General features: G+C 60.8%; 13 protein-coding genes. 5 read left to right on the top strand and 8 right to left on the bottom strand.

The features are described from left to right. Positions 1–21 precede the first annotated feature (21 nt). The gene (locus QAO71_RS10835; protein ID WP_036988872.1) at positions 22–441 is read left to right on the top strand and encodes a CBS domain-containing protein; all 420 of its coding nucleotides are present in this window, start codon (positions 22–24) and stop codon (positions 439–441) included. Between the two features lie 85 nt (positions 442–526). On the opposite strand, the gene ahpF is transcribed toward QAO71_RS10835, so the two are convergent. Next, positions 527–2,098, bottom strand: coding sequence for an alkyl hydroperoxide reductase subunit F (ahpF, locus tag QAO71_RS10830; RefSeq protein ID WP_036988873.1), 1,572 nt, complete (start codon positions 2,096–2,098; stop codon positions 527–529). 99 nt (positions 2,099–2,197) lie between these two features. Continuing rightward, a complete protein-coding gene (gene ahpC / locus QAO71_RS10825; RefSeq protein ID WP_036988874.1) occupies positions 2,198–2,761 on the bottom strand; it encodes an alkyl hydroperoxide reductase subunit C in 564 nt (187 codons plus the stop codon). Positions 2,762–3,073: 312 nt separating this feature from the next. Between ahpC and QAO71_RS10820 the strand changes: the two genes are divergently transcribed. The 4 genes from QAO71_RS10820 (at position 3,074) to QAO71_RS10805 (ending at position 6,946) form a co-directional block, all read left to right on the top strand. After that, entirely contained in the window at positions 3,074–4,333 is a 1,260-nt protein-coding gene (locus QAO71_RS10820; RefSeq protein WP_280164417.1) for an acyl-CoA dehydrogenase family protein, read from the top strand. A 200-nt stretch (positions 4,334–4,533) separates the two neighbouring features. Beyond that, positions 4,534–5,529, top strand: a complete 996-nt coding sequence (locus QAO71_RS10815) for a peptidase U32 family protein (RefSeq protein ID WP_280164416.1) — start codon at positions 4,534–4,536, stop codon at positions 5,527–5,529. A gap of 11 nt (positions 5,530–5,540) precedes the next feature. Further along, entirely contained in the window at positions 5,541–6,431 is an 891-nt protein-coding gene (locus QAO71_RS10810; RefSeq protein ID WP_280164415.1) for a U32 family peptidase, read from the top strand. Continuing rightward, on the top strand, positions 6,425–6,946 hold the full coding sequence (locus QAO71_RS10805) for an SCP2 sterol-binding domain-containing protein (RefSeq protein ID WP_136869685.1): 522 nt from the start codon (positions 6,425–6,427) through the stop codon (positions 6,944–6,946). The genes QAO71_RS10810 and QAO71_RS10805 overlap by 7 nt, the downstream gene beginning before the upstream one ends. Before the next feature lie 115 nt (positions 6,947–7,061). On the opposite strand, the gene QAO71_RS10800 is transcribed toward QAO71_RS10805, so the two are convergent. From QAO71_RS10800 to QAO71_RS10775, 6 genes are all read right to left on the bottom strand, one after another. Continuing rightward, on the bottom strand, positions 7,062–7,304 hold the full coding sequence (locus QAO71_RS10800) for a cytochrome C oxidase subunit IV family protein (protein WP_074778170.1): 243 nt from the start codon (positions 7,302–7,304) through the stop codon (positions 7,062–7,064). Positions 7,305–7,315: 11 nt separating this feature from the next. Beyond that, entirely contained in the window at positions 7,316–7,924 is a 609-nt protein-coding gene (locus QAO71_RS10795; protein ID WP_280164414.1) for a cytochrome c oxidase subunit 3, read from the bottom strand. Further along, positions 7,924–9,768, bottom strand: coding sequence for a VWA domain-containing protein (locus QAO71_RS10790; protein ID WP_280164413.1), 1,845 nt, complete (start codon positions 9,766–9,768; stop codon positions 7,924–7,926). Before QAO71_RS10790 ends, QAO71_RS10795 begins: the two co-directional genes overlap by 1 nt. A 123-nt stretch (positions 9,769–9,891) precedes the next feature. Next, the gene (locus QAO71_RS10785; protein ID WP_036988880.1) at positions 9,892–11,295 is read right to left on the bottom strand and encodes a cbb3-type cytochrome c oxidase subunit I; all 1,404 of its coding nucleotides are present in this window, start codon (positions 11,293–11,295) and stop codon (positions 9,892–9,894) included. A gap of 38 nt (positions 11,296–11,333) precedes the next feature. Continuing rightward, positions 11,334–11,780: a cytochrome c gene (locus QAO71_RS10780; RefSeq protein ID WP_036988881.1), complete on the bottom strand. Its 447-nt coding sequence runs from the start codon at positions 11,778–11,780 to the stop codon at positions 11,334–11,336. A gap of 39 nt (positions 11,781–11,819) precedes the next feature. Next, a complete protein-coding gene (locus tag QAO71_RS10775; protein WP_280164412.1) occupies positions 11,820–12,665 on the bottom strand; it encodes a CbbQ/NirQ/NorQ/GpvN family protein in 846 nt (281 codons plus the stop codon). Positions 12,666–12,704: the final 39 nt, after the last annotated feature.

Raw genomic sequence — 12,704 nt, 5'->3', positions numbered from 1 at the left:
CGCCTCGCGGGAGTACATGGCATGCTCAAGTCAATGAAGGTACGTGACTATATGAACACCGAACCGGTGACTTTTTCACCGGATACCGATCTGTTCAAAGCCGTCGATATGTTGCTGACCTACCGGATATCCGGAGCATCTGTAGTGGATGCCCAGGGGTATCTGGTAGGAGTGCTGTCGGAAAGCGACTGTCTGCGGGCGATCCTCGGCGGCAGCTATTTCGAGGAGGCGGGCGGTACTGTTGGTTCGTTCATGAGTGAGGTGGTCGAGACCATTGATGCCGATGCGAATATCCTCAAGGCGGCGGAACACTTTATCGAGCGGAACCGGCGGCGCCTGCCGGTCATGGAACATGGTCGCTTGGTGGGACAGATCAGTCGGCGGGATTTGTTGCTGGCGTTGAAATCATTCAACGACCATGGAGTGCCGAAAAAGAACTGATAAACGGGATCTTACCGCTCACATAAAAGCCGCACCTTGTAAGGGAGCGGCTTTTATCACTGCCAGTTATCTGTTGATCGCTACCTCAGGCGCTTTCAGCGACAGCCTCCGGGGCCGAGGTACGGATCAGGTGATCAAAGGCCGCCAGTGACGCGGTGGCGCCTGCGCCCATGGAGATGACGATCTGCTTGAACGGCACGGTTGTCACGTCGCCAGCGGCAAACACGCCAGGAAGCGAAGTGGCGCCGCGTGCATCGATTTCGATCTCGCCGAAGCGGGTCAGGTTGATACCGCTGTCCTTCAGCCAGTCGGTGTTGGGCACCAGGCCGATCTGTACGAAGATACCAGCCACATCAACATCGGCGCTCTCGCCGGATACCCGGTCGGTGTAGGTCAGGCCGACGACCTTGTTACCGTCCCCACGAACTTCAGTGGTAGCGGCGTTCTTGATGATCTTCACGTTCGGCAGCGAGCGGGCCTTGCGTTGCAGGACTTCGTCGGCACGCAGGGTGTCGCTGAATTCCAGTACGGTCACATGCTCGACGATGCCGGCCAGGTCGATAGCGGCTTCGATACCGGAGTTGCCACCGCCGATCACCGCAACACGCTTGCCCTTGAACAGCGGACCGTCACAGTGCGGGCAGTAGGCGACGCCCTTGCCGCGATATTCCTGTTCGCCAGGAACGTTCATTTCTCTCCAGCGGGCGCCGGTGGCCAGGATGACCGAGCGGCTGGACAGGGTGGCACCGCTTTCCAGGGTGATCTCGATCATGTCGTCTGTGGTCAGCTTGGCAGCAGTCTGTTCGGTGATCACGTCGATATCGTATTCCTTGACGTGCTGCTCCAGGCTGGCAACCAGCTTCGGGCCTTCGGTGTAGGGCACGGAAATGAAGTTCTCGATACCCACGGTGTCCATCACTTGGCCACCGAAACGCTCGGCTACCAGACCGGTGCGGATGCCTTTACGGGCAGCATAGATAGCTGCTGCTGCACCAGCCGGGCCACCACCCACGATCAGCACTTCGTAGGGCTCTTTCTCGTTCAGTTCCGCGGCCTTGCGCTTGGCTGCGCCGCTGTCGACCTTGTTGACGATCTCGGCCAGCGTCATCCGACCCTGGCCGAAGTGTTCGCCATTCAGAAAGACGGTGGGTACGGCCATGATCTGGCGGCTCTCGACCTCGTCCTGGAACAGCGCACCGTCGATCATCACATGGCTGATGTTCGGGTTCAGGGTAGCCATCAGGTTCAGCGCTTGAACCACATCCGGGCAGTTCTGGCAGGACAGGGAGATATAGGTCTCGAAGTGATATTCGCCTTCGAGGTTGCGGATCTGGTCGAGCAGTGCCGGGTCAGCCTTGGAGGGGTGACCGCCGGCCTGCAGCAGGGCCAGAACCAGGGAAGTGAACTCGTGGCCCATCGGGATGCCGGCAAAACGTACGCGCGGGCTCTGGCCGGCTTCTGCCACGCCCATGCTCGGGGTACGTTTGTTGTCCACGGCAACCAGCCCGATCTTGCTCGACATTTCAGCAATCTCGACCGCGAGTTCATGCAATTCTTTGCCCTTGGGGCTGTCATCTACGGACACGCTGATTTCAATCGGCTTGGCGATGTTCTGCAGGTACGTGTCCAGTTGCTTCTTCAGATTGGCGTCCAACATAGGTGCGTGTCCTGTAAAAGTGGTGAATTTTGGGTAAAGAAAACCCGGCCCACCAACCGCGCGCAGTGCGCCGCGGTGGGCCGGGTTGTCAGTCAGCTATTAGATCTTGCCAACCAGGTCCAGCGAGGGAGCCAGAGTGGCATCGCCTTCTTCCCACTTGGCCGGGCAGACTTCGCCGGGGTGGGCGGCAACGTACTGGGCAGCCTTGACCTTGCGCAGCAGGTCGGCAGCGTTACGGCCGATACCTTCAGCAGTGATTTCAACAGCCTGGATGATGCCTTCCGGGTCGATAATGAAAGTACCGCGGTCGGCCAGACCCATGTCTTCACGCATGTTTTCGAAGTTGCGAGTCACTACGCCAGTCGGGTCGCCGATCATGGTGTACTTGATCTTGCCGATGGTTTCGGAGCTGTCGTGCCATGCTTTGTGGGTGAAGTGGGTGTCGGTGGAGACGGAGTAGACTTCCACGCCCAGCTTCTGCAGCTCTTCATAATGGTCGGCAACGTCACCCAGCTCAGTCGGGCAAACGAAGGTGAAGTCAGCCGGATAGAAGAAGAATACAGCCCACTTGCCTTTCACGTCGGTGTCGGAAACAGTGATGAATTCGCCGTTCTTGAACGCCTGAGCGGTAAACGGCTTGATTTCGGTATTGATAACGGACATTGAAGACTCCTTGTTGAGCTTTTGTCGATGGGTTGGAAACGATGTCTATAGTAGGGCTGTTCGACGGATACTTAAAATAAATTCAATCTAAGCACCGGATAGCTTTTCTCTATGTGGGGATAGGGTGACGCTATTTCAACCTGGATCAATTAAATTGATCTAGATCAATTAATAGTATTCACCGTATGAATCATGGTGATTCAGCCCCTGATACAAGATAGCCAGAATTTCATCCAACTCCTAGCCTTGAGAGTAAGCCCCTTGCATGTCGGTTCAATGAATGCGGGATTCACTTCATGAGGAGATAACGGGATGGATTTTGCCTACAGCGCTGAAACCGAAGCGCTTCGCCAACAGGTTTGTGGTTTTCTGGACCAGCACATTGTACCGCGTCTTGCGCAGTGGCACAGGGATGTTGCTGCCGGACAGTTTCCGGTGTCCTTCATGGCGGATCTGAAGGCCCTGGCCAGGGAAGAGGGCTTGTGGAATCTGTTTCTCCCGGCGCTGCACGCTGACGAGCCCGGCAGGGGCCTGAGCAATCTCGAATACGCACCTCTGGCGGAAATAATGGGCCGCGTCAGTTGGGCCTCGGAGGTGTTCAACTGCAATGCCCCGGATACCGGCAACATGGAGCTGTTGCATATGTTTGCCACGCCCGAGCAGAACGAGCGCTGGTTGCAGCCGCTACTCAATGGCGAAATCCGCTCGGCCTTTGCCATGACCGAGCCGGATGTGGCCTCGTCCGACGCCAGCAATATCCAGACGCTGATTCGCCGCGAGGGCGACGAATATGTGATCAACGGCCGCAAGTGGTTCATTACCAATGCCTCGCATCCTGACTGTGCCTTCCTCATTGTCATGGGCAAGACTGACCCGGAGGGCGAGCCGCGACGCCAGCAGAGCATGATCATCGTGCCGTTCGATACCCCCGGTGTGGAGCTGGTGCGCAATATCCCGGTCATGCATCACCTCGCGCCGGAAGGGCACAGCGAGCTAGTGTTCCGTAATGTGCGGGTGCCGGTGGCGAATCTGCTGGGCGGCGAGGGTGACGGTTTCATGATGGCCCAGGCACGCCTCGGGCCGGGCCGGGTGCATCACTGCATGCGTGCCATCGGCATGGCCGAACTCGCATTGGAGTTGATGGTGGACCGTGCCCAGGAGCGCAAGACCTTCGGCCGTTACCTGCACCAGCATGGCAGCATTTCCGAATGGATCGCCCGCTCGCGGATGGAAATCGAACAGGCGCGGCTCCTGGTATTGAAGACTGCCTGGATGATCGACAATGTCGGCGCCCGGGGTGCACGCAAGGAAATCGCCATGATCAAGGCGGTGGTGCCCGGCATGCTGAACCAGGTGGTGGACCGTGCCATGCAGGTCTTCGGCGCCATGGGGCTGACGCCGGACACGCCGCTGGCCGATCTGTGGATCAGCTCGCGCTGCCTGCGCATTGCCGATGGCCCTGATGAGGTGCATTTGCGCAGCATCGCTCGCCTGGAAATCGACGACGGGCAGGACCGTCGGGGTAGCAGCAGTGATTATCTGACGCCGGCGGATGTGCTGCGGGCCAGGTAAGCCTTCGCATCGAGCTCCTGGGAACGTCAAGCACCAGCTTGATGAGCGGAGTTAGCCGTCACCCACAGTGCTCCGGTTGGCCTCGCATGGACGAGCTGGTGCTCGTCCCTCCCAGAGAGCCTCTGCCTTGACCTTGATCAAAGACCTTTAACGCCATCCGGCGCACAGTCTCGGGCTGACTTTGATCACAGGGAGTTCCCATGCAACTGGTCTGTCCCGCAGGCAGCCTGCCCGCCCTCAAAGCGGCGGTGCGACAGGGTGCCGATGCTGTCTATACCGGGTTTCGCGATGATACCAACGCCCGCCACTTCGCCGGTCTCAACTTCACCGACAAGCAACTGCAACAGGGGCTTGAACTGGTTCGCAAGGAAGGCCGGCAGCTCTACATCGCAGTCAATACCTATGCGCTGCCGGATGGCTGGCGGCGTTGGCAACGGGCGGTGGACCAGGCCGCAGATCTGGGCGTCGATGCGCTGATCGTCGGCGATCCCGGCGTCATGGCCTATGCCAGCAAGCATTACCCCAAGCTCAATCTGCATCTGTCGGTGCAGGGCTCGGCTACCAATGCCGGAGCGCTGAGCTTCTATCACGAGCAGTACGGGATTCGCCGTACGGTTCTGCCGCGGGTGCTTTCACTGAATCAGGTGAAGCAGGTAGCGGCCTCCAGCCCGGTGCCGGTGGAAGTCTTCGCCTTCGGCAGTTTGTGCATCATGGCCGAGGGGCGCTGTCATCTGTCGTCCTATGTCACTGGCGAGTCGCCGAACCTGTGCGGGGTCTGCTCACCTGCCAGTGCGGTGCGCTGGCAGGAGGAGCCCGACGGGCTCACATCTCGGCTCAGCGGAGTACTGATCGACCGTTATCAGCCGGAGGACGCTGCCGGTTACCCGACGCTGTGCAAGGGCCGCTTCATGGTTCATGGCAAGCGTTTCCATGCGCTGGAAGAGCCGACCAGCCTGAACACCATGGATCTGATTCCCGAGTTGACCGCCATCGGCGTCACGGCGGTCAAGATCGAAGGTCGCCAGCGTAGCCCTGCCTATGTGGAGCAGGTGGCTGGCGTCTGGCGCAAGGCATTGGACAGCTATCAGGCCAACCCGCAGCGTTTTGCCGTGGAAGACAGCTGGCGCCGGGTACTCGATGGCGTATCCGAAGGTAGCCAGACCACCCTGGGCGCCTATCACCGCGCCTGGCAGTAGGAGTGAACAACATGAAACTGACCCTGGGACCGATCCTGTTCTACTGGACGCGCCAGCAGATCATGGATTTCTACGCCGATATGAGCGAGCAACCGCTGGATGTGATCTATCTGGGCGAAACCGTCTGTTCCAAGCGCCGCGCCTTGTCGCTGGATGACTGGATCGGTCTGGCCCGCGATGTGCGCGAGGCCAGTGGCGCCGAGGTGGTGCTGTCGGGGCTGGCACTGATCGAGGCGGCGTCCGAGCTGTCGAGCCTGCGCCGGTTGTGCGATAACGGCGAGATCAAGGTCGAGGCCAACGATATGGCCGCGGTGCATTATCTGAGCCGCAAGGGCGCCGAGTTCGTCGGTGGCCCGTCACTGAATATCTACAACGCCTTTGCCCTGGAAGAACTGACCCGTAACGGTCTGACCCGCTGGGTGCCGCCGGTGGAGTGTTCCGCGGACCTGCTGGCGGCCCTGATGCAGCAGGCGCAGCAGAATCAGCTGGCGTTGCCGGAAATCGAAGTGTTCGCCTGGGGGCATCTGCCGCTGGCCTATTCCGCGCGCTGCTTCACTGCCCGGGCCGAGAATCTGCCCAAGGATGATTGCGGTTTCATCTGCCAGAACTACCCCGAAGGCGTGCCGTTGACCAGTCAGGAGGGGCAGCCGGTATTCACCCTCAATGGCATCCAGACCATGTCCGCCACCCCGACCAATCTGCTGGCAGAGTACCCGCGCATGCAGCGCATGGGCATTGAGGCCTTGCGTCTGAGCCCCCGCGCCCGGGACATGGCGCAGGTGGTGGAGATGTTCGATGCGGTGCGCCAGGGTGTTCAGCCACCCTTGGCATTGGATGGTTGCAATGGTTACTGGCATGGCCAGGCAGGTATGTTACGGGTTGAGGAGGTGGGGTTATGTTGAACGCCGCACAATTGTTGTTGCGCGCCGGTGAGCCAGTGTTGCCCTTGAGTCGGCATGTGCCGTTCTTCATGCAGCGACTGGTGATCGAGAAAGCCATGGCGCGGCTGTTCTCCCAGCCGCTGGCGGAGGGGGAGTTCGATGTGTTGCAGGGCCGCTGGATGCGTATCGAGGTCACTGACCTCGGGTTGGCCTGGAGCCTGACGCGGGCCGGGAAGGGGTTGCGCCTGGCACAACACTCACCGGTGGATGTGTACATTCGCGGCAACTGGAAGGAGTTTCTGCTGCTGGCCAGCCGGCAGGAGGATCCGGATACCCTGTTCTTCCGCCGCCGGTTGATCATCGAGGGCGATACCGACCTGGGGCTGGCGATCAAGAACCTGGTCGACAGCCTGGACTCGGACCTGATGCCGCCCCGGTTGTGGCAGTTGATTGGCTGGTTGGGGGCAGCAGCGAAGGCGGAGCAGGATGGCATTCATACCGCGGCCAGGCGGGCCCAGGAGCCCGGCATTTCGTAAAGTTGCCCATCACTCGGCGCAAGTAGTATGCGCCCGAGCTGCTTTCCGGGTGTTGTTAGCCCCAACACTTGCCATCGGGCATGCGCTCGACCACCCGAAAGGCCGTTGCGCGGGCTCAGATATTGAATAGCGCCGCAGCACCCAGTACCAACACCAACCAACCACTGACCGTCCAGCGTAGCCACTGCGGTGCGGTGCGCAGGTCCATGAACTGATCGATCAGCCACTGGCCCTTGACCAAGGTCAGTGCCAGCACGCAGACGACCACCCAGGTGCCATCGAAGCTGTGACCGAGCCACCAGCCGATCAGGGTGAGCAGCAACAGGCCGGCGAGGGCGAATTTCAGCAGATGTTTCATGACGTACCTCATCAGGGCAGGACGTACAGCAGGGGAAACAGCACCAGCCAGACCAGGTCGACCATATGCCAGTAGCTGGCTGCCGACTCGCCGGCCATGCGCACTTTCTCCTGGTTGGCATAGTGGCCGGCGCGGCTGCGCTGGGCGACCACCAGCAGGATGGCCATGCCGATCAACACATGGGCCATATGAAAGAAGGTGGTGAAGAAATAGAAGAAGTAGAAGGTGTCGGTGCGCAGGTTGTAGCCGTCGCCGAACAGGATGCCGTATTCGGTGATCTTGATAGCCACATAGGCCAGCCCGCAGAGCGCCGCCAATATGAACCCCCGACTCAGCGCGCGTTGGTCACCAGCTGCGGTGCGCTTGACCGCGTTGGCGGCGAAGTAGCTGCCGGTCAGCAGAATCAGCGTATTCACCAGCCCGGCCTCCGGGTGCAGGGTGGCGATGCCGGCGCTGAACATCTCGTTCCAGTGGCCACGGGCGAAGGCCATGCTGCCCAGTAACAACAGGAATGCCAGCAGCTCGGCGAGAATGAAGCACCACATTGCCAGATCGCCCGGCAGGTGGCGGGTCGGTACCTGTTTGTCGGCTTCAATGACAGTGGATTCGGCACTGGACATCAATTGGCCCTCCCGGTCAGCAAGAGATAGAGTTTCGGCAGCAGGCTCGGCAGTTCCGCAGCCTGGTGAATCAACTGGTAGCGCTGCTGGCCGAACAGGTAGGGCAGGTAGTCGGCGGCCTGCTGGTCGATGGTCACGCAGAAAGGCTGGATGCCGGCCTGCCGTGCTTCCAGCAAGGCCTGTCGGGTATCTTCCATGCCGTAGCGCCCCTCATATACATCCAGATCATTGGGCTTGCCATCGGTCAGCAGCAACAACAACCGCTGCTCGGCAGGCTTGTCCTTGAGGATGTCGGTGGCCTGGCGGATAGCCGCCCCCATACGGGTGTAATAGCCCGGTTTCAGCGCCTTGATGCGGCCATGAATGGCCTCGCCCCAGGGCTCGGCAAAGTTCTTGATCAGGTTGAAGCGCACATGGTCACGGCGGCGAGATGAGAAGCCGTACATGGCAAAATCATCCTGGCCGGCGTCCAGCGCCTCACCCAGCAGGTGCAGGCTGTCGCGAATCACCTCGATCACCTGATGGGTATTGTCTGCCCAGGCTTCGGTGGACAGCGAAAGGTCGGCCAGCACCAGGCAGGACAGGTCGCGATGACGGGCGGTTTCCCGACGCCACAATGCCGGGTGTGAACTGGCCCGGCCACGGCGCACTTGCGCTGCGTGATGCAGGCAGGCGTCCAGGTCGAGCAGGGTGCCGCTGGGCTGGCGCTTTTCCCAGACGCGCTGGGGCCGCAGCCCTTCGAAGCGTTGCCGCAGGCTGTTGGCCAGTGCCCCCAGGCGTTCCGGCATGGGCGCGGGCTCGGCGTTACGGGGCAACATGGGAATTACCCGGCAATGGTTGTCCTTGAGCTGCTGCTGCTTCCAGTCCCACTCGGGAAACAGGCAGCCGTCGGTCAGCGGAATGTCATCTTCCGAGGCGGACGGCAGGTCCATGTCGAGCTTGATGCGCGAGGCGCTGGTGCTGGGGTTGCGCGACAGGGTCAGATAATCCAGGTCCTCGGCAATGCGCTCGGCATCGTCGTCATCCTGGTCATCCTCGCAGCGATCGACGGGCACGAACTCGGACCAGGAAAACAGACTTTCCAGACGGAAGATCATCAAGCCATTGCGCTTGTTCGGATCGTCGATATAACGGCCCTGCTTGCGCTGTTTGCTCTGACGGACCTTGCCGTTGCCGTTGGATTCGCCGTCCTTGCCGTCATCGTTTGCGGCGGACGGAATCGACCGGACTTCTTCGGCGCGCGGATAAAGCCACAAGGGTACCGGCCAGGGTTCGCCCGGGGCGGCGGGCAGCCGGGACAGATTATCCGGCGCCAGCAATGCTGCCTGCAGCACGGCTTCCCGCGCAGCCTGGATGGCGGGTAGCTTGCGCTGGGCACGGCGGATATCGACCAGGCATTCGGCGAGGCGCTGGTACAGGCAGGTCAGTCCGGGGTAGGCAGCCAGCGTCTTGAGAACCAGCTGCTGGTTGGCCTGCAGCCAGTCGTCGCTGGTATCGCTTTCGGCCAGACTGGCCATGGCGGTCAGCCACAGATAGAGGTCGCGGTTCATGCGCTTGTCGGGGAATACCGCCAGGCTCTCCGGTACGCGCAAGGCGTCGGTTTCACGCCAGGCCAGCGCATGGCGGCGGCCGGTACCGGCCAATCGATGGGCCAGGGGGCGCCAGGTATTGATACTGCGTTCGGTGCTGGCCTTGATGGTCAGCCCCGGGTCGCCACTGAGAGCGCGAAAGACCATGGCCAGGCGCGGGCCCTCGTCATCGAGGTGGATCTGCGCTGCGGGAAAGCCATTGCCGGCCAATCGGGTGATCAGCTTGTGCCAGCGGATACCTACGGCTTCTTCCATTGCATTTCTCCCAGTGGTCGAAGTCGATCCCGGCCGTGGCCGGTATCGAAGAATGGGGCGCTGCGGTGAGCAGCGCGGTACTGCAGCCGGCATCGGGCGGGTGCCCGACGCCGGTATTTCAGATCAGGCGGCGCTCATCAGTGCAGGGGCATCCTCACGGGTGGAGCGGGCCACGAGGAAGCTGTACAGGTACATGCCCAGGCCGACGGCAAAGCCGAGGCCAGCGAACAGGCGTAGCCAGTACACGGTCATGATGGCGTCCTGGGTCTGCATGTAACCGAGGGCTCCAGCTGATTCGGGCAGGCGCTGCAGTTCGATCTGGATCCAGCCGGCCCAGGTCAGCAGCAGGGTGATGGCCAGCATGCTCAGACTCATTACCCAGCAAGACATGATCTCCAGACGCTGGGCCTGCGGGCTGCTGCATTCATTGCCGTGCAGTTTCGGCCAGGCGTAGGAGATGATGGCCATGGCAATCATCGCGTAGGCGCCGAAGAAAGCCAGGTGACCGTGGGCTGCCGTGAGCTGGGTACCGTGGGTGTAGTAGTTGACCGGAGCCAGAGTATGCAGGAAGCCCCATACGCCGGCGCCGAGGAACGCCATGATGGTGCAGCCGACAGCCCAGGTGACGGCGGCCTTGTTCGGATGCTCGCGACGACGCTGTTTCAGCATGCTGAAGGCGAACACCATCATCATGAAGAAGGGCAGCGGTTCGATGGCGGAGAAGATCGAGCCGATCCACAGCCAGTACGCTGGCGCACCGATGAAGAAGTAGTGGTGACCGGTCCCCAGGATGCCGGAGATCAGGGCCATGGCGATGATCAGGTACAGCCATTTTTCCACGACTTCACGGTCGACACCGGTGGTCTTGATCAGAATGAAGGCCAGGATCGCACCCAGGATCAGTTCCCAGACGCCTTCCACCCACAGGTGCACGACCCACCACCAGAAATACTTGTCCATCACCAGCGAGGTCGGGTTGTAGAAGGAGAACATCCAGAACACCGCCAGACCGATCAGCCCGGTGAGCAACACCATGTTCACCACGGTCTTGCGGCCCTTGAGCACGGTCATCAGGATATTGATGATGAAACCCACGCAGACCACCGCGATGCCGATCTTGGTAATGGTCGGTTGTTCGAGGAACTCGCGTCCCATGGTCGGGAAGTATTTGTTCCCGGTGATTTCCGCCAGGGTCGAGTAGGGCACCAGCAGGTAGCCGAGAATGGTCAGCACCCCGGCCGCGGCGAAGATCCAGAACAACGCGTAGCCGAGCTTGGGACTCCAGAGTTCAGTCTGGGTTTCCTCCGGTACCAGATAGTAGGTGGCACCCATGAAGGCGAACAGCAACCAGACGATCAGCAGGTTGGTGTGCACCATGCGGGCCACGTTGAAGGGGATTTCCGGAAACAGGAAATCGCCGATGATGTACTGCGTGCCGAGGATCAAGCCGAACACGATCTGACCGACGAACAAGAGCATGGCAAAGGCAAAATAGGGTTTTGCCACCGCCTGTGAAGCGTATTTCATGATGTGATTCCTTATGCTGTCAGAGTGTGGTCAGGGTGTCAGCCTTCCTTGTTCGGCGGCCAGCCGTTGGTATCAATGCGCGATGACCAGATCAGGAACTCGGCCATGGCATTGAGCTCCTCATCGCTGAGATGGAACTGGGGCATCTGCCGACGGCCTTCCACACCGGTGGGCATGGCCTTCATCCAGGCACCGAAGTAGGCCTTGAACGCTGCCTCGTTATCCATGCCGCGCCGCTGAAACACGTTGCCCAGCTCCGGCGCGAAGTACGCTCCTTCGCCCATCAACGAGTGGCAACCGACGCAGTTGTTCTGCTCCCACAGCTCCTTGCCATGGGCGACTTCGGCGGTCAGTTGGTCACGGTTCTCCCGTTCCGGGATCGCCGTGACGGTATCTACCGTCAGGCCAATGAACAGCAGCATGAAAAACATGCCGCCACCGTAGTAGATGTTGCGGGCCATGCCCTTGGTAAAGCGCTCCGACATGTTGATCTCCTCGGGTTATGCGGATTGCATGCTCGCCGGTCAGGCGGTTCTTCTGGTTGGTTGTTGTCCGGGTTCGGCAAAGTGCACGCGGACGATGTCCATGATCGCCGCCTGGGCGGTGGGCTCATCGGTGAGCGGCTGTGCCATGCAGGCTTCACAGGCCTGGCGCGGGTCCATTCCGGCGGCGATCAGGCGGCCGGTATGGATCAGCAAACGGGTCGAGGGGGCTTCCTCCAGATCATGCTGGCCAAGGTGGCGCAGGGCATTGCCCAGGGCGACCAACTGATTGGCCTGGGCCGGATCGAGGCCGGACTCGTGCTGCAGGATGCGGCTTTCCGCCACCGCCTCGGGGTAATCGAAGGCCATCGCCACGAAGCGCTGTCGGGTACTGGGCTTGAGACCCTTGAGCAGGTTGCGGTAGCCGGGGTTGTAGGAGACCACCAACATGAAGCCGGGTGCGGCCTGCAGTTCTTCACCGGTGGCTTCCAGCGGCAGGATGCGCCGGTCATCTGCCAGCGGATGCAGTACTACGGTGATGTCCTTGCGCGCCTCGATGACTTCATCCAGATAGCAGATGGCGCCTTCGCGCACGGCGCGGGTGAGCGGGCCGTCCTGCCAGAAAGTGCCGTTGGCGCCGATCAGGTGGCGCCCGACCAGGTCGGCGGTAGTCAGGTCGTCATGGCAGGCAACGGTATACAGCTTGCGGCCCAGGCGGTCGGCCATGTGTTGAATGAAGCGGGTCTTGCCACAGCCGGTCGGGCCTTTTATCAGCACCGGCATGCCGAAACGGTCGGCCTGCTCAAAGAGCTCAACCTCTGCACCACTGGCGTGGTAGTACAGCCCCGACTGCTGCTGCGGATGGAGGTCTAACCGGGTTGCGTCCATTGATGAGTCCTTGGATAGATGCGTTCGCTATTACTCCAT

The sequence above is a fragment of the Halopseudomonas sp. SMJS2 genome (assembly GCF_029866945.1).
GTDB lineage: Bacteria > Pseudomonadota > Gammaproteobacteria > Pseudomonadales > Pseudomonadaceae > Halopseudomonas > Halopseudomonas bauzanensis.
This window is presented reverse-complemented; position numbering and strand designations above follow the sequence as displayed.

What these genes read in the sequence shown, in the direction of transcription:
- QAO71_RS10835 (WP_036988872.1), top strand. Translation starts at nt 22, where the DNA reads ATGCTCAAGTCAATGAAGGTACGTGACTATATGAACACCGAACCGGTG.
- ahpF (WP_036988873.1), bottom strand. Translation starts at nt 2,098, where the DNA reads ATGTTGGACGCCAATCTGAAGAAGCAACTGGACACGTACCTGCAGAAC.
- ahpC (WP_036988874.1), bottom strand. Translation starts at nt 2,761, where the DNA reads ATGTCCGTTATCAATACCGAAATCAAGCCGTTTACCGCTCAGGCGTTC.
- QAO71_RS10820 (WP_280164417.1), top strand. Translation starts at nt 3,074, where the DNA reads ATGGATTTTGCCTACAGCGCTGAAACCGAAGCGCTTCGCCAACAGGTT.
- QAO71_RS10815 (WP_280164416.1), top strand. Translation starts at nt 4,534, where the DNA reads ATGCAACTGGTCTGTCCCGCAGGCAGCCTGCCCGCCCTCAAAGCGGCG.
- QAO71_RS10810 (WP_280164415.1), top strand. Translation starts at nt 5,541, where the DNA reads ATGAAACTGACCCTGGGACCGATCCTGTTCTACTGGACGCGCCAGCAG.
- QAO71_RS10805 (WP_136869685.1), top strand. Translation starts at nt 6,425, where the DNA reads ATGTTGAACGCCGCACAATTGTTGTTGCGCGCCGGTGAGCCAGTGTTG.
- QAO71_RS10800 (WP_074778170.1), bottom strand. Translation starts at nt 7,304, where the DNA reads ATGAAACATCTGCTGAAATTCGCCCTCGCCGGCCTGTTGCTGCTCACC.
- QAO71_RS10795 (WP_280164414.1), bottom strand. Translation starts at nt 7,924, where the DNA reads ATGTCCAGTGCCGAATCCACTGTCATTGAAGCCGACAAACAGGTACCG.
- QAO71_RS10790 (WP_280164413.1), bottom strand. Translation starts at nt 9,768, where the DNA reads ATGGAAGAAGCCGTAGGTATCCGCTGGCACAAGCTGATCACCCGATTG.
- QAO71_RS10785 (WP_036988880.1), bottom strand. Translation starts at nt 11,295, where the DNA reads ATGAAATACGCTTCACAGGCGGTGGCAAAACCCTATTTTGCCTTTGCC.
- QAO71_RS10780 (WP_036988881.1), bottom strand. Translation starts at nt 11,780, where the DNA reads ATGTCGGAGCGCTTTACCAAGGGCATGGCCCGCAACATCTACTACGGT.
- QAO71_RS10775 (WP_280164412.1), bottom strand. Translation starts at nt 12,665, where the DNA reads ATGGACGCAACCCGGTTAGACCTCCATCCGCAGCAGCAGTCGGGGCTG.